This is a genomic window from Paenibacillus flagellatus (assembly GCF_003217775.1).
Taxonomy (GTDB): domain Bacteria; phylum Bacillota; class Bacilli; order Paenibacillales; family NBRC-103111; genus Paenibacillus_AB; species Paenibacillus_AB flagellatus.
This window is the reverse complement of the sequence record NZ_QJVJ01000007.1, coordinates 237,361-260,426: the sequence shown is the minus strand read 5'-3', so window position 1 is coordinate 260,426 and position 23,066 is coordinate 237,361. Positions and strand designations below refer to the sequence as shown.

Genomic DNA, 23,066 nt, shown 5'->3' with positions numbered 1-23,066 from the left:
TCCGCGATCGAACAGGTCGAATTCGTCAGGAAACGTGCGAATCGGTCAGCCTGCGGCCCGATCTGCAATATTGAACCGGATTCCGTGAAAATCGACCGTTTCGATTTCCCCAATCATAGCGGGCGGCCTCCGTCATTCGGCGTCTAGCCATTCCCCGCGCAGCATGACCCGTCGGATGCCGATCGTTTCGGTGGCGACGACGAGGTTGGCGAGCTTGCCTTTCTCGACGCTGCCCATGACTGCATCGGCTTTCAGCACCCGGGCCGGGTTCAGCGAAGCCATGACGAACGCCTCCGGTATCGTGCAGCCCGTATGGCGCATCATGTTCCGGACGGCCCGGTCCATCGTCAGCTTGCTCCCGGACAGGCCGACGCCTTCGATGAAGCGGACGTCCCCGTACTCGCCCCCGCCGGCTTCCCCGTCGTCCAAGCCGGCCTCGTCCATCGCGTCGGTGATGACGATGACGCGGTCGGTCCCTTTCGCCTTATGGATCAGCTTGCACATGAGCGGCCGGACGTGAATGCCTTTCGCATCGGGGATCACTTCGGCGTAAATGTCGTCGTGCACGAGGACGGCTTCGTCGACGCCGACCTCCCGCGTGCCGCCGTACCGGGAAGGCGAAGGCGTCACGCCCGAGGCGTTCGTGCAGTGGCACCCGATGCGCAGCCCTTTGCCGACGTACGAAAAGATCGTCTCCGCATCCGCCTCGGAATGGCCGACCGACAGCGCGATGCCGTACCGCGACGCGGCTTCGGCGAACTGCCGCTGCCCGTCGAGCTCGGGCGCGAACGTCCACACCTTGATGCGGCTTCCCGCGGCCGCCAGCAGCTCGTTATACTCGTCCGCATCGACCGGGCGGATCGGGGACGTAATCGCGCCGTACTTCGGATTGATGAACGGCCCCTCCAGATGGATGCCGAGTATCGCGGAGCCGTACGGCGATTTCTCCTCCATCGCCCTCACAATCGCGCGCACGCCCGCCAGCATCTCCTCCCGGCTCTGGTTGTACACGAGCGTGGGCAATATGCCGGTCGTGCCGTGCTTCAGATGCGCGGCGGCGAAGGCGTGCGGGTCGTCCCAGGACCAATGCCCGCCGCCTCCGTGGCAGTGAATGTCGATAAATCCGGGACCGACGTACCGGTCCTCCGCATCGTAGACCGGGATCCCGTCGGGAATCGGGAAGCTGCCGCCCGGTCCGCATGCCGCGATCCGCCCGTCCCGGATCAGGACGGCTCCGTCGCCGACGACGGCGTCGGGCGTGACGATTCTCGCATTGACGATCGCGTGGACGTTCCGCTGCGCCGGTTCGTCCGACCACCTGTATTCGAACGGTTTCATTACGAATCTCCTTCCGGCTCGAGGCTGGTTTCGCTTGGGCGGCGCCTTATCCTTTCAGCGCGCCGAACGTAATGCCTTGGGTGAAATAGCGCTGGAAGTACAGGAAGACGAGCAGCACCGGCAGCGTGGCGCACAGCGCCCCCGCCATCGCGACGCCGTAGTTGATGTCCACCTCTTGCACCTGGCGGGCGATCTTGACGCCGACCGGAATCGTATACATCATTTTATCTTTCAGCATGATCATTTGCCAGACGTAATCGTTCCACGAGTTGACGAACGTGAATATGCCGAGGACGGCGATGCCCGGCTTGGCGAGCGGCAGCATGACCCGCCGGAACGTCTGCCATTCGCTCGCGCCGTCGATCTTGGCCGCTTCGATCAGCGCGCCCGGCAGCGTTTGCATGAACTGCTTCAGCAGGAAGACGCCGAACGGCCAGCCGACGAGCGGCAGCAGCACGCCCCACAGCGAGTTGGTCATGCCGAGCTTGTTCATCATCTGGAACAGCGGAATGAGCAGCACCGTGTGCGGAATCGACATCGAGGCGATCATCGCGCCGAACAGCCATTTCGATCCTTTGAACGGCACCTTCGCGAACGCGTAGGCGGCCAGCGAGCTGACGGCGATGACGAGCACCGTCGAGACGACGGAAATGAACAGGCTGTTGTACAGCCAGCGGAACAGCGGAAAATCGACGGCCAGGATGCGGAAATTTTCCATCGTCGGCTGCTTCGGAAACCATTCCGGCGGTATTTGCAGCGCCACCTTCAAGTTTTTGAACGCCCCGATCAGCATCCAGTAAAACGGCCACAAAAAAAACAGCGTGCTTGCCCACAACAAGACGTTTCCCGCGACGGCGGGCGCTTTTCTTAACATCGGCATGTGTCTCCCCCCATCAATACTCGACGTCCGACTTCAGCAGCTTGAACTGGACGAACGCGATCAGGCAGATGAGCAGGCAGAGCATTATCCCCATCGCGTTGGCGATGCCGAAGTTCATGTTGACGAACGCTTCCCGGTAAATGAGCATCAAAATCGTCGTCGTTTTGTAAGCGGGACCGCCGCCGGTCATGAGCAAGATGATCGCGAACACCTGGAACGAAGCGATCGTCGAGGTGACGACGACGTACAGGACGGACGGCTTCAGCATCGGCAGCGTAATATGGAAAAACACCTTCGTCGGCGGCGCCCCGTCCAGCGAAGCGGATTCGTACAGGTCGCGGGGAATGCCGTTCAGCGCGGCGGTGAATACGACGATGGCGCTTCCGAGCGAAATCGTGATCAGGATGAGCGTGAGCGACGGATAGACGTACTCGGAGCCGAGGAAGTTGACGGACGGCAAGCCGAGCAGCTTCAGCACGTAATTGCCCATCCCGAACTGGTTGTTGTAGATATACTCCCACACCATCGCCAAGCTGACGATGGAGGTGACGCCGGGGACGTAAAACGCCGCCTTGAAAAACGACTGCATCTTCTTCGGATACAGCTGGATGATGACGGACAGCAGCAGGGCGATGACGGTAATCGACGGCACGAGATACAGCACGAAGACGACCGTATTCCAGACCGCCTTCCAGAACAGCGAATCTCCGAGCAGCTGCTTGTAGTTGTCGAGCCCGGCAAACGTATAGTCGACATAATTGAACGAATAGAGGCTGCTCCGGATCGAAGCCAAAATCGGATAGACGACGAATGCGAGGAAAAAGAGCAGCATGGGCAACACGAACAGCCAGCCGCTCAATTCTCGCCGGAACTTCAAGTTCCATAGCTTTTCCATAGGGGTCCCCTCCTCGGACGGTTCGGTCGGCGAACGAGGCTTCGTTCGCCGCGCCATCAACGTACCATAAGCCCGGGGAAGGGAAACAGGTGAAATTCGTCAGGAATAGGGGGGATTTATTAGCCGGAGACGTTGACGGCGCCTTTTATGGCGACGGTTCCCCCTCCGGCCGGGGCGTCTGCCCGATCGCCGCGCGGCACGCTCCCTTTGCGGTATTGGGACGGGGACAGCCCGGTATTGTCTTTGAACCAGACGCCGAAGTAGTGCGGGTCGGCGAAGCCGGTTTTCTCCGCGATTTCCTTGATTTTGAACGGCGTTTCGGTCAACAGGCGCTGCGCGTGCTCCAGTCTTAAACCGCTTACATATTCGGCGAAGCCGACGCCCACTTCTTTTTTGAACAGCTGGCTGAAATAGTTCGCGTTCAGCCCGAGCGTCCGGGCCGCATAGTCGACGCCCAAATCCGGCTGGTCGAACCGGTCGCGGATCAGCTGCAAGCTCTTGTCGATGTTCGGGCTGTACTTCACCTGCTTGCGCACGAGCGGCCCGAGCTGCTTGCGCAGCCGCGCGATAAAGTCGCGGCCGTTCTTCTCGAACGGCTCGAGCGACAGCCGCCCGTTCAGCTTGCCGAGCCAATCCGGGTCGAGACGGCGCTCGTCGCCGCCGAACTTGATCAGCTGCTTGTTCAGCTCGTTATGCAGCACGGTCAGCAGCGAGTTCATGATCGGAGGAGCGACCGGCGTCGCCCGCGCGTAATCGATCAGCTCCTCCATGACGATGGCGCACGTATCGAAGTCGCCTTCGCCCATGTAATACAGCAGCCGGTTCTCGAACGATTCGGGATAATGATGCTCGTACGGCCCCCCGGAGAAAAAGATGGCCGGCTCCGCCTCCATCCGTTCGCTCACCCGGTATTTCAGCTGCGTCTTCGCCTCCTCGAACGACGTCTTGACGAGGTTGACGTCCTCGTAGCCGTTGCCGACGAACGCGTACGCCCGCAAGCCGAGACCGTCGCGCAGATGGTCGAGCAAACCGCGGAGCTGCGAAACCGTCTCGTCTTCCGGCCGGTTGAAAATAAGGCAGTATTGCTCGTCCGCAAGCGTATCGGAAATCATGCCGCCCCGCAGCTCCATGTCGCGGATGGCCGCCTCGGCGGCGCGTAATGCGCTTTCATCGGACGGCTCGCGAATGTACAGAAGCACGACTTGATACCACGACCCTTCGAAGCGGAAATCGAGCTTGCGCTCGAATTCGCGCAGCTCTTCCGGGGTCAGCTTGCGCTCGAGCAGCGAACGGATGAACTTCTCCCGGATGAGCGGGATGCCGTCCTGCAGCTTGTCGAGCATATGGTTGAAGGCGTGCCCCAGCTTGCCGAGCTCGTCCTTGTACAGCACGTTGAACCGGCCGGACAGGTTGCCCCGCTCGACTTCGCGGACGAGCTTCACCAATTTGCGAAGCGGCGTCGTAATCGTCCGCAAAACGAATGCGGCGGCGATCATGATCAGTCCGAGCGACAAAAACAGCAGCGCAAGCCATAAGCCGTTCACGCGCTGCAAATCTTGCAGCACGAGCCGCTGCGGCACTTCGTGGACGAACGTCCATCCGGTCAGGCCGTGCTTGGCGTAGGCGAGCATGTGCGGCTCGCCGTCCCGCTTGACGAACGAGTAGCCCTTGCTCCCCTCCAGCTCTTCCGCGCCGTACGGAGCGATTGCCGCCGCACCGCCGCCGGACGTATAGGCGACGCCCGAGGAGTCGATGATGCTGTTCGTCCCGTCGCCCAGATTGGACGCCGACAGGAACGAGTCGAACACGTTCGGCGATACGGAAATGACGAGATGGCCGATCAGCGACAGGTCGGATTTGTTGTACATCGCGTTGAACATGAGGATCGACGTCTTCGTATCGCTCCAGCGGACGAACGACCAATAGGAGGAGCCGTCCGATTTGCCCAGCCGGTCGTACCAGCCCTGCCTGGCGAACTCCTCCCCCGTCAGAAACGTGGGCATGTTGGCGTTTTCAACACTGATTTTGAATACGTTCTGATACCGGTCGATCAAATAAACGGCGTCGATGCCGTACAAATTGTCCCACATCCGGTGCAGCGAATGGTACACGTCGTTGAACGCGCGAATGCGCTCTTCCCCGGTCAGCTGCGACATGTCCGTGCTGAACCGCTCCTGGATGTTCGGGCTGTATAGGAGCACCTGCGCCGATTTCTGGATGTTCTGGAAGTAGTGGTTGATGCTGCCCGTATAGTTTTCCAGCTGCTGCACCATGACGCGGCCTTCGCGTTCCGTGATGAGCTTCTTGATCTGGGCGGAGGAGACGAAGGCGAACGCGGCGAGCGCGAGCAGCGAGACGAACGTGACGGACAGCCACATTTTTTTGACCAGGGTCAAATCGTGAAAACGACGGATCGCATTGCGGAACGATTTCATAGGGCCCCCCCTTTTTGTTTCTTCGCACGGCATCCCGCGAACCGATACTCCGATACGACCGGAACGAAAAAGCGGAAATCGCCCCTCTTCTTCGTTCCCCGTACGTATTCAATTCCACAAATGAGGCGTAATTACCTTCTCCGGCACGTCCCGGAATCGGACGAGAATCTCTTCGCGCAGTTCGTCCGGCAGCGGCGGCCCGCCGATCAGCGCGATATTGCCGCGCACCTGCGGGATCGTCTCCGCCCCGATGACGAGGCTGTGCACCCCGTCCATGTCGCGAACGAACGACACGGCCATCTGCGCGACCGGGACGCCGTACCGCTCCGACAGCCCGCGCAATTCGGCGATCGGCTTCCGCGCTTCCCGCAGCTTGTCGGGCACTTCCTCCTCGTTCATGTAGAGAAGTCCTTGCAGAAAAACGCTCCGCAGGAACAGCGTCTTCCCCGACGTCGCCAGCGCCCGGAACCGGCCGCCCGCGAGCGGCCGATGGTCGAATACGTTCATCGGAAGCTGGATCGCGCCGAAGGCGTCGTCCCGCAAGTAGCGCTCCAGCATCCGGTATTCGTCCTCGCCGTTATGCGCGACGGATATGCCGGCTTGACCGATCAGTCCTTCCCGGACGGCCGCCCGGAAAGCCGCCGTCACCGCCGCTCCGTGACTTTCCATCGCGTCCGTATTGTGCAGCATCACGATCGGAACGGAGCTCCGGTTCAACCGCTTCAGCGAGCTTTCGATTTCGCCGCGGATCGCGCGCTCGAGTGTCGACGGAGTCGCGCCCGGCTCGGGGTGGATTTTGATTTTCGTCGTAAGGAGCGGGCTTTTGCCGTCGAAAAACTTTCCCAAAATCGTCTCGGACTGTCCGTATACGGAAGCGGTGTCGTACGAACGGACGCCGCCGTCCCACGCCTCCTGCAGCAGCGCCAGGCTGTCCTCCTCCGACGGCATCCCGTCCCGGTTGCGGATGCCGTACGGAATGCCGAGCTGCACCGTGCCCAGCGTCAGCTTCGAAGCGTGCGCCCCGGCTTCCTCGCCCGTCTGCATCGCGATCTCCTCCTTCACCACGCCGTCCACCCGCCGTCGACGACGATATTCGAGCCGGTCATGTAGCTGGAAGCGCCGGAAGCGAGCAGCACGACGGCGCCCGCGATCTCTTCCGCCTTGCCCGGACGGCCCAGCATCGTCTTGCGGCTCAGCTGCTCGAGAAACGCCCCGTTCTGCTGAAAGGCCGGATTCGGGAACGGCCCCGGCGTCACGCTGTTGACGCGAATCCCTTTCGGCGCCAAATGCGCCGCGCAATACCGGGTAAATTGAAGAACGGCCGCCTTGCCGGCTCCGTAGTTGCACGGGTTGTTCGCGCCGCTGTCCCCGTAGATCGACGGATCGGGCGAGACGACGCCGTACATCGAGGCGAAGTTGACGATGCTGCCCCCGCCGATCTTCTCCATGTACGGGACGACCTCGCGCGTGCAGCGGAAGACGGTGCCCGCCGCGCCGTCGAGCCCCTTCGCCCAATCGTCGTCGCTCATCCGCTCGACCGTCCCGGCCGGACCGTAGCCCGCGCCGTACGTGGCGCCGTTAATCAGCACATGGATCGCGCCGAACCGTTCCTCCGTTTGGCGGAATAGTCCCCGGATCGACATCGTGTCCGATACGTCGCAGGCGATGGCCGTCAGCCGGTCGTCATCCGGCCGGCGGTCCGTCACGTCGGCCACGACGACGTTCGCCCCCAAGTCGGCCAGCGCGCTCGTCACGGCGCTTCCCAAATAACCTCCGCCACCCGTCATGACGACGGTTTTGCCCTGCATTCCGAATAAGTCGTGAATCGACATCTTAGCCGCTTCTCCTCTCCATATCGCGCCGCTCGCGCGTCACTTCGCCGTATATCCGCCGTCGACCGGCAAATTCGCCCCCGTCACGTAGACGGACGCGTCCGAGGCCAGGAAGACGACGCTCCCCATCAGGTCGGTATCCCCGGCCATCCGGCCGAGCATCGTCCGCTCCGCGTACCGCTCGACGAACGTTTCCGGTGTGCGGTGCGAGGCGAGGCCCCCCGGGCTGATGCAATTGCAGCGGACATTGCGCGGACCGTAGTAGCTGGCGACGAACCGGGTGAAGTTGACCATGCCGCCTTTATGGAAAAAATAGTCCGGGACGAAGCCGTGAAAGTCCAAGTCCTTGTACAGCGCCGCATCCGGTCCGATCATCCCCTGGATCGAGCCGATATTGACGATCGATCCCGCGCCTTGCTCCGCCATGACGTCCCCGAAGGCTCGGGTTACGGCGAACAAGCCCGTCGCATTGATCCGCATGCTGCGTTCGAACGTTTCGAGCGGATCGTTCCACGACGCCATCGTTCGCGCGACCGCGTTGTTGACGAGAATGTCGATCCGTCCGTGCTTCTCGAGAATCCGGTCGCGCAGGTCGAGCACCGACCGCTCCCGCTCCTGATCGAAAGGAAGCGCCGTCACGGCGACGCCGTCGCGGGCGAAGCTTTCCTCAAGCTCCGGCAGCTGCTCCTCGCTCCGCGACGTCATATGGGTCGCCGCCCCGGCCTGGGCGAGCGCCAAGGCGATTTGCCTGCCGTACAGTCCGGCCCCGCCGGTGACGAGCGCCACCTTGCCCGCCAATGAAAACGATTGCAGCACGCTCATGGCGACACCTCCGTCGGCCGGTCCGAATAGACGCTTCCGATCGAGCCGGCGTCCCGCTTGCGCAGCTCGCTCATGATGCCGCGATAATACTGGGTCAATCCGATGACGTCCGCCCCGATGCTGAGGAACCGGTAGCCCATCGCGACGAGCTCGTCCGCGTTGCCCGTCGATCCGACGGTTCCCGCGAACTTGCCGTGCTTGACGGCCAGCTCCGCGATCGTCCGCCGCGTCTCGGTCAAGAGCGGATGGTCCATCTGCCCGGGGGCGCCGATCGATTGGCTGAAGTCGCCCGGACCGAAGAAGATCATGTCGAGCCCCGGCAGGGCGATAATGTCCTCGAGCTCGTCGAGCGGCTCGACGTCCTCGATCTGCAATATGTTGAAGCGCTGCTCGTTCGCCTGACGCAAATAATCGGTGAACGGAATGCCGCAGTATGCGCCGTCCGCATTGCCCCCGTCGACCGGACGCAGACCGAGCGGATGAAATTTCGTCCGCCGGACGACCTCTCTCGCATCGTCCGCGCTCATAATATGCGGCACCATGATGCCCGCCGCGTCCATCTCGAGCGGACGGATGTAGTCGCTGTAGCCGCCGCGGGCGACGCGGACGATCGTGTCGACGTCGTGCGCTTTGGCGGCGAGAATTTGCTTTTCGACGACGGCCCAGTCGTTCGGCACGTGCTCCATATCGGTCCAGATGCAGTCGAAGCCGCTCAGGGCGGCGATCTCCGCCGCGCGCGCATCTCCCAGGTTCAGCTTCATCGCGTACGCGACTTCTCCCGCTCTCAGCTTGCGCAGCACCCGGCTCGGGCGCATCGCGTGTGTCGTTTCCTTCATGCCGTTACCTCCTTGGTGGCGTGCCCGTCGAGCAAGGACGGGGCGATTTCCGAAAGCCGCACTTCCCGCCCGCCTTCCTCGCGGCTGCGGATGCCGGCGATGACCAGCTTCATCAGCTCGACCGTCTCCGCGAACGGAAACGGCCGCTCCCCGGTCCGCAAATAATCGACGAACGCCTGCAATTGCGATTTGAACGAATAAAACGTGTCCTGAAACGGCACGAACGCATGTCCCGCCGTCCCGCACAGCTGCAGCAGGCCGAACGCCCCGTACAGGTCGGCGTGGGCCGCGGCGACGATATCCGCCCCGCAGGCGTGCTTCAGATGGACGACGTTCCGTTCGTTCGTCCCCGTATTGCGGACGGAGACGAAGCCCGGGCCGAAGATCGGATAAATCCCTTCCAGCGCGTGAATGCCGTACCGCTCCCACGATTTCGGCGTCGTAATCGTGGCGAACCGGAGCTCGCCCAGATTGGAGGTCGACAGCCGGTACGGCATAAATTCTTTGCTGTAGCGCATGCAGCTGGACGATAAAATCGGCTTCCCCTGCGCCACCCAATCCGCGAACGCGAGCAGGTCGCGCTCGTTGTCGGCAAGCGGCTTGTCGACGAAGACAGGCAGCCCGGCCTCGACGAACGGACGGCACCGCTCGACATGCTCGTTTCCTTTGTCCGTCGCGATAACGACCGCATCGACACGGCCGATGACGTCCTCCGGCCGGTCGACGACGTTCGGGATGAGCGAGGCGCGGGCCACCCGGACGGCGTCCTCCGGGTCGTCCGTCCATATGTGCGTCACGTTCGCGCCGCGGATGCGCAGCGTCTCCTTCGGCTCCTTGTCGAGGTACGCGGGGATGCCCGGGTACGGGCAGCGCCTCATTTCGTCCGGGTCGTAGCCGTTGAACATGGCGCTCCACGAGTACGGGTGCCCGTTGCCGTCGACCATGCCGAGCATGGCGAGACGAATCGTCTCCCGCTCGACGAGCGGTCGAGCCGCGGCCGGCTCCGGCTGCGCGCGGTGATGCGTACGGTGCGATTCTGTCACGTAGCGTCCTTCCTTTCCTGTCGCTTGACGCGATCGTCTGCGAACGTTCGTCCGCTTTTTCCGACAAATCGTCTCACATTATGTTACATTGTATCAAAATAATATTACTCCGACTCCGCTTATCTGTAAACGCGGAACGAGCGTTCGGGCAAGACGGGCCTTAATCGGGGGGTGACAGACGGTGCGGGAACGGAAGGCCGCCGAACGCACGAAACCGCATCGCGGCGCGCCCGGCGCCTTCTTTTCTCCAGTGTATGTGAAGGATCGGGATGCAAAAAACGTGAAATTTCTCAGTTTTGCGGTAAATTGGTCAGCACGGGGCGGCGGGTAGGCACGGCGGCTGGCTCCTAGGGAGAATACATGGACTGGAGGTCTTAGCTGGGAGGTGAATCACCGGGGAAGAGTTGCGGGGGCCGGTTCATTTGTCCCCGAAATAACGGACGTACGATCCGATACGGAGCGGAAGCATGTGAAAAAAGCCGGAGGCGCTCGCCCCCGGCCGTTTCCCGCAACCATACCGACCATGTGCCGCGCACATGGTCGTGTCCTTGCGCGCCATCGCGGACGTGCGTCGCCGCAATCGGAGCGCGCAACCCCCAACGCAGCACGGCGCCGCCGCGATCCCGCCGCCCTCACGCTCCGCTACCGCTCGCCGCGCAAAATCGCTCCCTGCTCGGCCAGCTTCCGCTGCAGTACCGCCGCGTCGAGCAGATGCGGCTCCGTCCTCGCCAAGGCGGCGAGCGCCGCCGCCGTTCCGGCTGCGTGGCCGGTCGCCATGCAGCTCGGCGTCAGCCGGGTCGTCGCCATCGCTTCGTGCGTCGTCGATATGCATCGCCCGGCGGTCAGCAGGTTGTCCGTCCGCGTCGGCAGCAGGCACCGGTACGGGATATCGTACGCGCCGTCGCCGCGGACGGCCGCCTCCGTCACCCCTTTGCCGGTCGGATCGTGCAGGTCGATCGGGTAGCCGCTGCGGGCGATCGCGTCCTCGAACGCCGCGCCGCGAACGACGTCCTCCCCGCGCAGCGCATACAGCCCTTCGACGCGCCGCGTCTCGCGCACGCCGATCTGCGTCCCGACCTGCGAGAGCGACGCCCGCTCGAAGCCGGGAAGGCACCGCTTCATGAAAGCCGCCACCTGCAGCACCTGCTCGCGGCCGAGCCGCTCCGCCTCGGTCAGCTCCTCCGCGTCGGTGCCCCGCAGTCCTTGGACGCGCGTCGTATTGACGAGCACTTCGTCTTCGCCCGGACCGGTGAAAAACAGCACCTGATCCCGGTTGATCGGCAAATCCGCCTCCGTCCAATGCTTATAAAAGCCCGATACGCCGGTGAGCGGCAGCCGCTCGAGCTCGGCGAACGGCGTCTTCGCGTAAAATTCGTCGGGGTGGTCCAGCATATACCGCTTCACCGCCTGCAGATCGACGCCCTTCATCCGGAACTTCATCGTCATCGGCTGCGTCCGCCCGTCGCCTTCCCGGCCTTCCGCACAAGGCGTGCCGGACAAGTAGGCCAAGTCGCCGTCACCGGACGCGTCGACGAATACGTTCCCCCGGACGCGCAGCCGCCCCGACTTGCCCGTCAGCGTAACCGCCTCGATGCGCCGTCCGCTCATGATCGCCTCGTCGACGAAGCTGTGGCCGATCAGGCGGACGCCGGCCTCGCGCAGCATCGCCGGGACGAGCGACTTGAACGTCTCCGGCTCGTACGGCGTCACCGTATGCACGAACCCGACCGTGTCGCGCAAATGGCCGGGAGACGCACCGAGCTTCATGAGCCTGTCGACTATTTCCTGGGCAATGCCTCCGATCACTTGCCTGCCCTCGGCCGTATGGAACGTCATCCACGGATAGACGAGCGCCGCCGTCGACATGCCGCCGACGAAGCCGTACCGCTCGATCAAAATCGTCCTGGCGCCCGTTCTCCCCGCCGCGAGCGCCGCGCATATGCCGGCCGGGCCTCCTCCGACTACGACGACGTCCGCCTCAAGCGGCGCGCTTCCCACACCCATGCTTCCTCTCTCCTTGTCTCTCTACTTCAAGCCGGTCATCGCGATCCCTTCGACAAACTTTTTTTGCGCCGCGAAAAAGACCGCCAGCAGCGGCACCGTCGCCATGACCGAGGCGGCCATCAGCAAGTGCCATTCCGTCCCGCTCTCGTTCGTGAACAGCGACAGCGCGAGCGGCAGCGTATACAGCCGGCTTGTGTTCAAATAAATAAGCGGCTCCAAAAATTCGTTCCAGCTGTGCAAAAAGGTGAAAATGCACAGCGCGGCAAGCGCCGGAGCCGACAGCGGCAGCATGATGCGCCAAAACGACGTCCACGGCGTGCAGCCGTCGATGCGGGCCGCCTCGTCCAGCTCTCCCGGCACCGTGATGAAAAACTGCCGGAGCAGGAAAACGCCGAACATTCCCCCCGCCCCGAGCATCGGCGGCACGATCAACGGGATGTGCGTATCGACGAGTCCGAGCCGCGACATCCAGTCGAACAGCGGAATCGCCGTCGCTTCCGTCGGAATCATCATACTGCTCAGCAGCAGCAAGAACAAGACGTTGCGAAGAGGAAAGGCGAGCTTGGCGAACGCGTAGCCCGCGAGCGCCGCGAAGAAGCACGTCCCCGCCGTTACGACGGCGGCGATGTACAGGCTGTTGCCGAAGTACAGATGGAACGGCTGGCGTGCGAACACTTCGACGTAATTGTCCCAATGAACCGGTGCCGGCAGCCATTGCGGCGGGAAAACGAACAGCTTCGTCCGGTCCTTCAGCGACGTGGCCGCCATCCAGTAAAACGGCACGAGCATGGCCGCCGAAACGGCGGCAAGCAGCGCGTAGCGGACCGTCCGGTCGAGCCGGACGATCGCCCTGCGGGATTTCGGGTCACGTTTCATGGAACACCCACCTTTTCCGTACCGTCCACTGCACGATCGTCAGCAGCAGCGTCAATACAAACAGCAGGAACGCGATCGCCGAGGCGTAGCCGAACTCGTACAGCTTGAACGCCTGATGGTAAATGTAGTAGACGAGCACGTGCGTGCTCGTGCCCGGCCCGCCTCCGGTCAGCACGTAAATTTGCCCGAACGCTTTGAGCGAGCCGATCAGCGTCAGGACGAGCGCGAGAAAGACGGCGGGCGAAATCATCGGCAGCGTGACGCGGGTCAGCCGCTTCCATCGGGAGGCGCCGTCGATGACGGCGGCCTCCTCGTACATTTTCGGAACGTCGTGCAGCGCGGCAAGGAAGATGACCATATTCAGGCCGACGTTTTTCAGCACGCTCACGACGATGACGACGGGCATCGCCAAGTCCATATCGTACAGCCAGGCCGGTCCCTTCACCCCGAACAGGCCGAGCAGCTGATTGAACAGGCCGGCGTCGGTCGCCAGCATATATTTCCAGACGACCGACCAGACGACGACGGACGTGACGACCGGGGTGAAGATGGCGGTGCGGAACAGCCCCATCCCCGGCAAGCTTCCTTTCAGCAGCAAAGCCAGCAGCAGCGCAAGCAGCAGGTTGAGCGGGACGAGTCCGGCGGCGAAATAGAGCGTATTGCGGACCGTGATCCAAAAGACGGGGTCTTCCGCGAACGCTTGCCGGTAATTGTCCAGTCCGACGAACGACAGCTCCCGGAGGAGCGACCAGTCCGTCAAGCTCATGGCGAATGCGGTCGCGATCGGCCCGAGCAGGAACAGCGCATAGCCGATCACCATCGGCGAAACGAACAAGTACCCGTACCAGGCCTCCGTGCGGCCCCGCCGCCGCTTCCGTTTCCGTTCGCCGACGGCCGTGTCGATCCGAGGAGAGGCAAGCGCTGCGCCGGGCGTCGGCTTCGAAACGTTCATGTTGTCGTTACACCCCTCTGCCGTATACTTGAAGATCGGACACGTGGACGCTGTTGTTGGCCGAGTTGAACGTGACGGTCACCCTGACGTACCGGGCCTGCAAAGCGGCCGCGTAATAGTCGCCCGCGTCCGTCGCGGGCTCGTCGGTCGTCTTGGCGGCGATCGGCGTCCAGCTGACGCCGTCCGCGCTGCCCTCGATCGTGTAATGATAATACCGGGTGCCGTCGACGAACTGGCGGATTTTGACGCCTTCGATCGCGCTCAAGCTGCCGAGGTCGACGGTCAGCCACCGGCCGGGCTGATCTTCGAGCGCCGCGTCCCAGTAGCTCGCGTTCGACGCATCCGCATCGACGGCCAGCTCCGGTCCGTGTCCGGCCTCGTAGGTAGCCGCCGTCACCGTTTTGCCCGCGGCCAAATTGATCGGATACGATGCGTACAGCTGCGCGATTTCCGCCGCGCCGAGCGCCCGGTCGTAGACGCGAAGCTCGTCGACCGTTCCTTTGAACGAGCTCGTCGTCTTGCCGACCGCCTGCAGCGGCAGCTTGATGCGGACCGGATGCGTTTCGCTGAACGTACCGTCCACGTAAAGGGACGTCCCCTGCGCGTTGCCCACGAACGTCAGATGCTTCCAGTTGCCGTCCGCCGGGAGCGCGTATTGGAACGAATAGTCGTTGATTCCGTTGCGGGTAAAGCCGACTTTGCCGGACAAAATTTGCTTGACGCGCAGGCTCGCCTCCGGGGAGCTCATGAGCACTTCCGCGCTTTGGCTACTGCCGACCCGTCTCACCCACACGGCCGCCGTCCATTCGTCCGCGATGTCCGGCATCGACGTGTAGACGAAATCGTCGCCGCCGCCGAATTCGAGTCCTTGGCCGACCTTGCCTCCGGCCCGCACCGGTCCCTTGAAGCCGGCATCGTTACTCAAGCCGGAGCCGTCGAGAACCGCCACCGGGTCCGTCTCCTCCAAGCTGTAGTGCAGCACGAGCCCTTCGTACAGCGACCGGACCGCCGTAGCGTCGAGCGCCCGGTCGAACAGCTTCGCTTCGTCGAGCGTTCCTTTGAACGAGCGCTGCGAGGCGCCGATCGTCGTCATCGGCATCGGCACGCTCTGGCCGATCGTGTCCTGCAGCGTGCCGTTCACGTACAGCGACGTACCCGCCCCGCTTCCGACGAACGTCAGGTGCACCCATTGGCCGACCGGTGCCGTATAGTTGAACGCATAGTCGCCCGTGCCGTACTTCGTGACGCCGACTTTGCCGCCCGCGTTCACCTGCTCGAGCCGCAGGCTCGAGACCGGGGAATCGAGCAGCTTCGCCGCGACGGCGCCGCTCGCCTGTCGGTTCACCCAGAACGACGCCGTCCATTCGCCTTCGACGTCGGGCTGGCCGATATGGATGCGGTCGCTTCCCCCTTGGAAGCTCAAGGCGCCCGTGCCCGTACCCGACCGCCCGGCTGCCGCGACCGGCCCGTAGATCGTCCCGTTGCGGCCGAAGCCCGAGGCGTCGGCCGCTTTGCCGGATGCGGCGTCGCCCAGCTTGTAGTCGCCGATCAGGCCGAAGCCGTAGCCCGGCACGTTGCCGATCCGGTCCGCATCGGAGAGGAACGCGGCGTACGACGCCCGCTTCGGACTGCCCCAGATGCGCTCGGCGAACACTTTGAGCGTCGTCGATATTTCTTTGTCGATGGCCGATTCCGGTACGAACGGGGTGTACAGCCCGTCGCACCAGACGTGCAGCTTCGCCCCGAGCAGGTGCGGGTCGTTCGGATTCGTCAGCCGGCCGTCGGCGGCGGAGCTCCAGATCCACGGCTCCCACGTTTCGTACAAATGCTTCTTGTCGGGCACGCTGCGTCCCGGGATGATGTACAAGTAATGATAGCTGGAATTGATCAGGTCGAATCCGGCGTCCGACTTCGATTGGATGCCGTTCTCGCCGAGCCACGCGTCGTAGATGATATCGTTGTCGACCGGCATGCTTCCGACGTAGTCGAACCATTCCCAGATGCGCGTCTTCTTCCCTTTGGACTTGATGTAATCGTTGATCTCGTTAATGAACTCGCGGTACAGGTCGCCCGGATCGGAATACCCGCGCGCGGCCGCCTCGGTCATGATTTCGGGGCAAGCCTGCAGCGAGTCGAGCTGGTATTGCCGCGATTTCGTGAAATACGTATATTCGTCCGCGCCGATATGGAACGAATCCGCGTCGAAGATGGGCAAATATTCGTCGATCAGCGCCTTCACGAACGGCACCGTGTTCGGGTTCGTCAAGTCGAGGTCCCCGGTATCGCGCAAGTTCGGACAGCTGTGGCGAAGATCGGTGCGGACGTTCGTGATCGCCTTCGTATGGGCGGGAAAATCGATCTCGGGGATAATCGTGATTTGGTACTTTTTTGCGAACGCGACGAGCTCGATCATTTCGTTTTTCGTATAATGCTGCGGCGACGTCAGCCCCGGGACGCTGCTCTCGAGCCGGAAGCCCTGGTCGTCCGTGAAATGAAGGTGCAGCACGTTCAGCTTCAGCCACGCCATCTGCTTCACGTATTCCTTCAGAAAGTCGAGGGTGAAAAATTTGCGCGCCGTATCGAGCATGAGCGCCCGTTCCTTGTAGGCGGGCACGTCGGTGGCGGTCCCCTTCGGCAGCGCGGCGCGCTGCTCGCCGTCCTGCTTCAGCGTCTGCAGCACGGTCCGCGTCCCGTAAAACACGCCGCGCACGTCGTCTCCCCTGATGTCAACGGTGGTGCCGATCGTAAGCGTGTAGCCCTCCGGTCCGATCGCGGCGCCGCCTGCGGCAAGCCCCAGCACGATGTCGCCCGCCTGCGGCGTCCCGCCGGCGACGACGGCGAGCTGCAGCCGGTTCAGCTCGCGAAGCTCGTCCCGGAGCAGGGCGGCCGTTTCGTCGAGCGTCGGATCGAGCGAGACGATCCGCGACGACCCGTTCAAGACGAAGACGCCGCCGCCGGCCGCGTCGGTCCAGCTTTGCAGATTGGGAATGACGTTCGGCTTTTGCGCCGCCGCGGTGACGGCGAAGGCGGCGAACAGAAGCAGCGACAGCAGCGCTCCCTTGACCAACAACGCCGGGCGCAACGTCCAATCGATTTTCCTCATAACGAATCGCTCCTTCGGATTGGGCCCCCGCAGGGGCCCGTAATCGCAAATCTACTTCAGCAATGGCGTCACGTCCTGCTCCATTTTTTGCAGCACCTCTTTCACCGAAGCGCTTTGGGTGTACAAGTAGTCGAGATGGGTTTGCACCTTCGTGTCGATTTGCTGCCAGTTTTTGTGCAAGGGCAGCCCTTCCGCCGCATTCATCTGCTCGAGGACGGCGATGCGGATGCCTTCCTTCGTCGGTCGGTCGCCCGCGTTTTGGAACGCGTCCGATTCGAGCGCGCTTTTCCGCGAAGGCACGAAATATTTGCTCGTCGCCGCCATGGACTCCTTGCTCGAGACGAATTTCAAAAACTCGGTCGCTTCCTTCGGGTGCTTGCCGCCCTGGAAAACGGCGTAGCCGGCGAACCCGACCCAGGCGCCCGCGCCGTTCGGTCCTTTGGGCATCGGCGCGATGTCCCACTCGAAATCTTTGATCGCGCGCGCCTTCGTCACGCTGCTGTACACGTCGCGGAACATGCCGAGCTTGCCGCTTTCGAACGTCGTCTGGTCCCCCGGCTTCGGATGGACGCCGTCCCTGAACATCATGTCGTAGTACAGCTGGACCGCCTTCTCGCCCTCCGGCGAGTTCAGCAGAAACTTCGTCCCGTCTTTGCTGAGCACGTCGCCGCCGTACGCCTTCACGAGCGAATACAGCGTGCTGGACCAGCTTTTCCACTCGCGGACGAGCTTGACGCCGTACACGCCTTTCGCCGGATCGGAAATCGCCTTCGCCGCCTTGAGCATCTCGTCGTACGTCCAACGGCCTTCCTTGTACAGCTCCGCCGGCGTTTTCAACCCTTTCTGATCGAACAGCGTCTTGTTGTAAAAGATCATAGAGGGCGGCGTCGAGAACGGAACGCCGTACAGCTTGCCGTCCTTGGTTAGCGGCGCGAGCGTGGACGGGAACATATCGTCGAAGGCGTACGCCGGATCCGACCGGATCGACGACACGTCGGCGAGCTGGCCGGACTGCAAAAACTGCGGAATCATCGTATCCGACAGCCACCCGATATCCGGGGCGGTTCGGGACGACATCATGATCGACAGCTTCTGCTGGTAATCGTTGAACGGAATCGTCATCACCTCGACCGTCACGTTCGGCCGAATCGTTTTGTACTTGGCGGCGATTTCCTCGATCGTCTTCTTGTGGTCGTCGTTCCCCCAGATGCTGAACGTCAGCTTGACGTCCTCCGCCGGCTTCGCCGGTTCGTTCGGCTCCGCCGTCTTGGGCGCCTGCTGCCCGCCGGCGGGCGCGCTTCCCGTCGAAGACGAGCAGGCGGCCAGCACCGGCAGCAGGACGGCCGCCAGGGCGATCGTTTTCCAACCGTGTTTCATCGTTCGTCCGTTCCCCTTTTCGTTTGGATTTCGTTCGTACATCCGCATTATATAAAGGGGGGACATCTCGAAAAAATCACTTGGTTTGCAGAAAAGGTACGGAATTTCTAGTTTTCGAAAACGCTGTCAAGGGACGGCCAGGGCGGCGATCTCCGATGCGCCGAGCGCCCGTTCGTACACGTGCAGGTCGTCGATCGTCCCTTCCAGCGGATAATACGTGTTGCCGACGTACTGCAGCGGCAGCGGAATATCCGATGCGATCGACTGCTGCAGGACGCCGTTCGCGTACAGGGAGACGGACGAGCCGTCCGATACGAACGCCACGTGCGTCCATACTCCGACGGGCGCTTCGTACGTGAATGTGTAGTCGGCCACGCCGTAGCGGGTGAAGCCGAGCCGGTTCGTATAGCCTTCCTGCTCCAGGGCGAGGCTCGTCGACGGAGAGACGAGCAGCTTCGCGCTCCGGTGCGGGCTATCCGCCCGCTTCACCCACATCGCCGCCGTCCAGGGGCCGTGCACGTTCGCCCGGTCGAGCCGGATATGCGAATCGAGCCCGTCGAAGACGGCGCCGTTGCCGTGCTTGCCCGCCGCGGCCAACGAGACGCCCGACAGCATGCCGCTATGGGACAGGCCTGACGCGTCGTACACCGCGTTCCCTACGGTCTGCTCGAAATCGAGCTGAAGGAACAGCCCTTCGTACAGCGATTGAATCGCCTCGGGCGGCAGCGCCTTGCCGAACAGCTTGATCTCGTCTACGGTCCCTTTCAGCGAATTGAACGAATGGCCGATCGTATCCGCGGGCAGCGGAATCGCCGCGGCGATCGTGTCGCGCGGCTGGCCGTTCACGTAGAGCGTCGTGCCGGCCGGCGTCCCGACGAATGCCAAATGGGTCCATTGTCCGACCGGCGCCTCGTAATCGAACGTATAATCCGCGGAGGCGGCGTAATCCGTCAGGCCGACCCGGTTCGAGAAGCTGGCCTGCTCCAGCCGGACGCTCGCCTCGCCGGAGTTAAATAGCACCGAGCTGCTGTTCGGATTGTCTTCGCGCTTCACCCACAGGGCGGCGGTCCACCACGTCGCGGCCGAATCCGGCAAGCCGGTATAGACGACGTCGTCGTCGCCGTCGAACCGGAGCGCGCCTCCCGACTTGCCGGCGCTCGTTCGCACGGCGCCGCGAATCGTCGCATCGCGCCCGTTCCCCGAACCGTCGGCTGCAGCGGAGCGATCCGTACCCGCTCCCGCGGTCGCCGCGGGCTCGTCGAACCGCCAGCTCGCCAGCAGCCCGATCCGTTCGTTCGGCCCGGGCTCGATCAGGCTCTCGCCGTACTTGGCGATGTCGTCCGGCGTAAGCGGGGCCAGCTGGTCGTCCCACGCCTGCAGCTCGCCGGGAGCGGCCGCCGCCAGCTGCTGCGCGATCCGCTCGACCGGCGCCGTCTTGCCGTCGTCCGCCCACACCTCGTCGGCGGTACGATCGTACGTTTCGACGTTCGCGAAGCCCGCGGCGAGCAGCGCGTCCCGCAGCGCTTCGGCCCGGTAGCCGCCGAAGTTGTTCGTCGCGTCGATCCAGACCGGAAGCTGCTCGACCGCCGCGTTCGGAAAGCGCGACAGGATCGTCCGCTTCAAATTGACGGCGACGAAATCGTTCGCGACCGAGGCCGGATCGTTCCCTTGCCAAAACAAGTAAGGAACGTAGCCGATGCGCGATTCGTAGAACGGGTGCGCGATCAAATACGGGTTGAGCACAATGCCGCGAACCGGCAAGCTGCCGGGGTTTCCGGCCGTCAGCACCGCTTCGTTTTTCTTGTAAAAATCGAGCATGATCCGGCTCGCCGCTTCGTACAGGTTGCCGACCTGGTCGAACAAGCCCGTCATGGCGGCAATCGGCGTCCCGCTGCGGATGCCGTCGACGAAGGCGGCGATTTGCGGACGGACGATTCCGCTTTCCCAGTCGGACGCTTTGCGGTACTTGCCTTCGAGCGAATACCGGCCGAGATCGGGCAGCTTCGTCCGAAGCTCCGCCAAATCGGCGGACGAGCCCTTGTTCGGATAAATGACGTACATGTCGCCGTCCGCAGGCTCCATCGACTCGGAGGCGGCGGCCGCCGCGGATACGATCCGCTTCGCCGTCGTTTCGCCGAGAAGCCCCTCGCTGCCGACGAAGACGACATGCCGTACTTGGTGGCGGACGAGGAAATCGATGTACGCCTGCGGGACGGACAGCAGCTTGATCCACGCCACGCCCGCGTCCGGAACCGAGCCGTCATGACCGATCGTCGCATAGGCGCGCATCCCGTCCTTTCGCGCCTGCTTCAGCATCGTCTCCACCTCGAACACGCCGTCTACCGATGCCAAATAGTGAAGCGGCAGCACCGGCGCCTTCATGGCGCGCGACAAGTAAGGGACCGAAGCGACGCCGGTGGAGACGATGACCGTATCGAACGGCGTGTTCGCCCCGAGCCATTGATCGTAATACGACGTCGTCCGCTCGACCGACTGCTTCAGAAACGACGGCTCGGCCCGAACCGGATTCGGCCCTTGCCCCGGCCCCGATACGTACCACGAATGCGACGTGCCAGCGGACAAGTTTTCCAGCGCCTTCTCCACCGTATACTCGGCGCTCATGCCGCCGTCCAGCGCATAAACGGGGACGCCGCCGTGCGTGAACCGTTCGATTTCGTACGTATGAAGCGCGCCGGTGCCGCCCACCCGGAAAAACCCGCCGTCGAACTCGTCGACCGCGCCGCCCGGACGATGAACGAACAACCGGACGGCATACGCTTGGTCCGGCTCGCTCGTCCCGAGCTGCCGGAGAAGCCGCTCCGGCAGCTCGACGGACTGCCCGGGCGCGACCGTGACGCCGGACGCCAGCTCGACGTCGGCCAAGGGCTGCGGCAGATCGGGATCGACGATGCGCGCCGTCACTTTCATGGCGGTGATCGGCTTGGCGGAGCCGTTGGACAGCCGCAGCGACATCGTCACCCGCTCGCCGGCGGCGTACGACGGCTCGTCCGGCTGCGCCTCGACCCGGAGCGCGTCGCGGTCGACCAGCTCGGCGATTTGCGCGTCCGTCAGCGCGCGGTCGAACAGGCGGACCTCGTCCAGCCGTCCTTTCATCGAATGAAAGGCCGCGCCGAGCGAACGCATCGGAAGCGGAACGGCCGCGTTCGGAACGGAGCCGACGAGCGTCCCGTCGGCATACAGCTTCATGCCGGCGCCGTCGCTCACATAGGCGAGGTGGGTCCACGTCTGCAGCGGCACCGTGTAGTCGAACGTATAATCCGCCGTGCCGTACAGGGTGAAGCCCGCCTTGTTCGCGCCGCCTTCCTGCTCGAGACGCAGGCTGGCCGCGGCGGATTCCATTAGAATCGCGGCCGCGTTCGGGCTGTCCTGCCGGTATACCCAGAACGCGGCGGTCCAAGGGCCCGGCAGGTCGGGCCGATCGATCGCGAGCCGCGACCGGACGCCGTCGAATTGAAGCGCCCGCCCGCGGAAGCCGTCCGCGACGACGGCGTCGATCGGCACGCCGTCCGCATCGCCGGCGCCGTCGCGCATCCGCGCGCCGTCGTCCTCCATGCTCCACCGGACCGCCTCGGCATACGGCCGGACCGGCCCGCCGTACGCCTCGAAGTCGGACAGGTGGACGGCGTCGTTCGCCGTGTTGCCGGTCATGTGCATCCGCAGGTAGCGGGCTTGGACGCCGCCGGCGGCGTACCAGTCGCCGACATCCGTCGCGGCGCGGAAATCCGTCTTCGCCGCTACCGGGTGCCAGTGCAAGCCGTCCCGGCTCGCTTGCACCGAATACGTGTAGGAGCGGCTGCCGTCGACGTATTGGCGTACGCTTACCGCGTCGATCCGGTAATCGCCCGCCAAATCGACGTACCAATACTCGCCGTCCTCCGCCTGCGTCGCCGCTTGGCGGTTGACGTAGGCGCTCCAGTAGCTGGCGTTCGTCGCGTCCGCGTCGATCGCCAGCTCCGCCCCGTGACCGGCTTCGCTGTCGTCGGCCCACGCTCGTTTGCCGCTCGTCAGCTCGTCCGACGGCGAGCCGTATGCCGCGAACTCGGCGAGGTGCACGCTGTTGTTGGCCGAGTTGAACGTCATCGTCACTTTCACGTACCGGGCCGCCCTTCCGATCGGATGAACCGTTCCCGACGAGGTCGCGATCGCGTCGTCCGTTTTTTCCGCCGCCGTCGTCCACGTCGTACCGTCCAAACTGGTCTCCACGCGGTACCGGTAATACCGGGTCCCGTCGGCGTACGTCCGCACGACGACCCGGTCGACATCGTGGACGCGGTCCATCTCCGCCTTCCACCATACGCCGTTGCCCGTCCCGAGACTTGCATCCCAATACGTGCCCGGGTCGCCGTCGATCGCCAGTTCCGCCTCGTGGCCTGGCGCGGACGCCTCCGCGGACGCCCGCGCCAGCGCGATGGCCGGGTAAGCCGGCGCCGTCACCGCTACCGGTTCCCCGCCCGGCGCATCCGCCCTTGCCGGCGCAGCGGCCGCCCATCCGGCAAGCGCGGCTCCGAGCAGCGCGAGCGCCATCGTTCGTTTCCACACGTCATATCCCGCCTTTCGAATGGAGTAAGCGCTCCGTTTGCGAAATCGGGCAGCCAATTTACGTGGAAGCGCTTCCACTTTCTATTATAAGTCCCCCCTCTCTTCCTCCATAT

The 23,066-nt window shown here is 63.5% G+C and carries 15 protein-coding genes; all 15 read right to left on the bottom strand.

Going from position 1 to position 23,066, the window contains the following annotated elements; all coding sequences use genetic code 11:
• Window positions 1–132: 132 nt before the first annotated feature.
• On the bottom strand, window positions 133–1,338 hold the full coding sequence (locus DLM86_RS16930) for an N-acetylglucosamine-6-phosphate deacetylase (protein ID WP_110841229.1): 1,206 nt from the start codon (window positions 1,336–1,338) through the stop codon (window positions 133–135).
• Window positions 1,339–1,384: 46 nt separating this feature from the next.
• Entirely contained in the window at window positions 1,385–2,212 is an 828-nt protein-coding gene (locus tag DLM86_RS16925) for a carbohydrate ABC transporter permease (protein WP_211326547.1), read from the bottom strand.
• A 19-nt stretch (window positions 2,213–2,231) separates the two neighbouring features.
• Window positions 2,232–3,113 (bottom strand): carbohydrate ABC transporter permease, encoded by an 882-nt coding sequence (locus DLM86_RS16920; RefSeq protein ID WP_158289517.1) that lies wholly within the window; start codon window positions 3,111–3,113, stop codon window positions 2,232–2,234.
• 119 nt (window positions 3,114–3,232) lie between these two features.
• Complete coding sequence (locus DLM86_RS16915) at window positions 3,233–5,548, bottom strand: helix-turn-helix domain-containing protein (RefSeq protein WP_158289516.1); 2,316 nt, start codon at window positions 5,546–5,548, stop codon at window positions 3,233–3,235.
• A 108-nt stretch (window positions 5,549–5,656) separates the two neighbouring features.
• Window positions 5,657–6,610, bottom strand: a complete 954-nt coding sequence (locus DLM86_RS16910) for an aldo/keto reductase (protein ID WP_146250231.1) — start codon at window positions 6,608–6,610, stop codon at window positions 5,657–5,659.
• On the bottom strand, window positions 6,607–7,380 hold the full coding sequence (locus tag DLM86_RS16905; RefSeq protein ID WP_110841224.1) for an SDR family oxidoreductase: 774 nt from the start codon (window positions 7,378–7,380) through the stop codon (window positions 6,607–6,609). Before DLM86_RS16905 ends, DLM86_RS16910 begins: the two co-directional genes overlap by 4 nt.
• Window positions 7,381–7,419: 39 nt before the next feature.
• On the bottom strand, window positions 7,420–8,202 hold the full coding sequence (locus DLM86_RS16900) for an SDR family oxidoreductase (RefSeq protein WP_110841223.1): 783 nt from the start codon (window positions 8,200–8,202) through the stop codon (window positions 7,420–7,422).
• Window positions 8,199–9,038, bottom strand: a complete 840-nt coding sequence (locus DLM86_RS16895; protein WP_110841222.1) for an HpcH/HpaI aldolase family protein — start codon at window positions 9,036–9,038, stop codon at window positions 8,199–8,201. Before DLM86_RS16895 ends, DLM86_RS16900 begins: the two co-directional genes overlap by 4 nt.
• On the bottom strand, window positions 9,035–10,081 hold the full coding sequence (locus DLM86_RS16890) for a Gfo/Idh/MocA family protein (protein WP_245954669.1): 1,047 nt from the start codon (window positions 10,079–10,081) through the stop codon (window positions 9,035–9,037). The genes DLM86_RS16895 and DLM86_RS16890 overlap by 4 nt, the downstream gene beginning before the upstream one ends.
• A 642-nt stretch (window positions 10,082–10,723) precedes the next feature.
• Complete coding sequence (locus DLM86_RS16885) at window positions 10,724–12,085, bottom strand: FAD-dependent oxidoreductase (RefSeq protein ID WP_110841221.1); 1,362 nt, start codon at window positions 12,083–12,085, stop codon at window positions 10,724–10,726.
• Between the two features lie 21 nt (window positions 12,086–12,106).
• Window positions 12,107–12,961, bottom strand: a complete 855-nt coding sequence (locus tag DLM86_RS16880; protein WP_110841220.1) for a carbohydrate ABC transporter permease — start codon at window positions 12,959–12,961, stop codon at window positions 12,107–12,109.
• Window positions 12,951–13,913, bottom strand: coding sequence for a carbohydrate ABC transporter permease (locus DLM86_RS16875; protein WP_110841219.1), 963 nt, complete (start codon window positions 13,911–13,913; stop codon window positions 12,951–12,953). The genes DLM86_RS16880 and DLM86_RS16875 overlap by 11 nt, the downstream gene beginning before the upstream one ends.
• Before the next feature lie 7 nt (window positions 13,914–13,920).
• Complete coding sequence (locus DLM86_RS16870; RefSeq protein ID WP_110841218.1) at window positions 13,921–17,016, bottom strand: family 20 glycosylhydrolase; 3,096 nt, start codon at window positions 17,014–17,016, stop codon at window positions 13,921–13,923.
• A gap of 51 nt (window positions 17,017–17,067) precedes the next feature.
• A complete protein-coding gene (locus tag DLM86_RS16865) occupies window positions 17,068–18,393 on the bottom strand; it encodes an ABC transporter substrate-binding protein (protein ID WP_158289515.1) in 1,326 nt (441 codons plus the stop codon).
• A gap of 126 nt (window positions 18,394–18,519) precedes the next feature.
• Window positions 18,520–22,953, bottom strand: a complete 4,434-nt coding sequence (locus DLM86_RS16860; RefSeq protein WP_146250230.1) for a LamG-like jellyroll fold domain-containing protein — start codon at window positions 22,951–22,953, stop codon at window positions 18,520–18,522.
• Window positions 22,954–23,066 lie beyond the last annotated feature (113 nt).

Bases quoted from the DNA above. Each gene is read 5' to 3' on its own strand.
- DLM86_RS16895 (WP_110841222.1), bottom strand. From the start codon at position 9,038: ATGAAGGAAACGACACACGCGATGCGCCCGAGCCGGGTGCTGCGCAAG.
- DLM86_RS16920 (WP_158289517.1), bottom strand. From the start codon at position 3,113: ATGGAAAAGCTATGGAACTTGAAGTTCCGGCGAGAATTGAGCGGCTGG.
- DLM86_RS16865 (WP_158289515.1), bottom strand. From the start codon at position 18,393: ATGAAACACGGTTGGAAAACGATCGCCCTGGCGGCCGTCCTGCTGCCG.
- DLM86_RS16905 (WP_110841224.1), bottom strand. From the start codon at position 7,380: ATGTCGATTCACGACTTATTCGGAATGCAGGGCAAAACCGTCGTCATG.
- DLM86_RS16885 (WP_110841221.1), bottom strand. From the start codon at position 12,085: ATGGGTGTGGGAAGCGCGCCGCTTGAGGCGGACGTCGTCGTAGTCGGA.
- DLM86_RS16925 (WP_211326547.1), bottom strand. From the start codon at position 2,212: ATGTTAAGAAAAGCGCCCGCCGTCGCGGGAAACGTCTTGTTGTGGGCA.
- DLM86_RS16915 (WP_158289516.1), bottom strand. From the start codon at position 5,548: ATGAAATCGTTCCGCAATGCGATCCGTCGTTTTCACGATTTGACCCTG.
- DLM86_RS16875 (WP_110841219.1), bottom strand. From the start codon at position 13,913: ATGAACGTTTCGAAGCCGACGCCCGGCGCAGCGCTTGCCTCTCCTCGG.
- DLM86_RS16880 (WP_110841220.1), bottom strand. From the start codon at position 12,961: ATGAAACGTGACCCGAAATCCCGCAGGGCGATCGTCCGGCTCGACCGG.
- DLM86_RS16900 (WP_110841223.1), bottom strand. From the start codon at position 8,202: ATGAGCGTGCTGCAATCGTTTTCATTGGCGGGCAAGGTGGCGCTCGTC.
- DLM86_RS16930 (WP_110841229.1), bottom strand. From the start codon at position 1,338: ATGAAACCGTTCGAATACAGGTGGTCGGACGAACCGGCGCAGCGGAAC.
- DLM86_RS16870 (WP_110841218.1), bottom strand. From the start codon at position 17,016: ATGAGGAAAATCGATTGGACGTTGCGCCCGGCGTTGTTGGTCAAGGGA.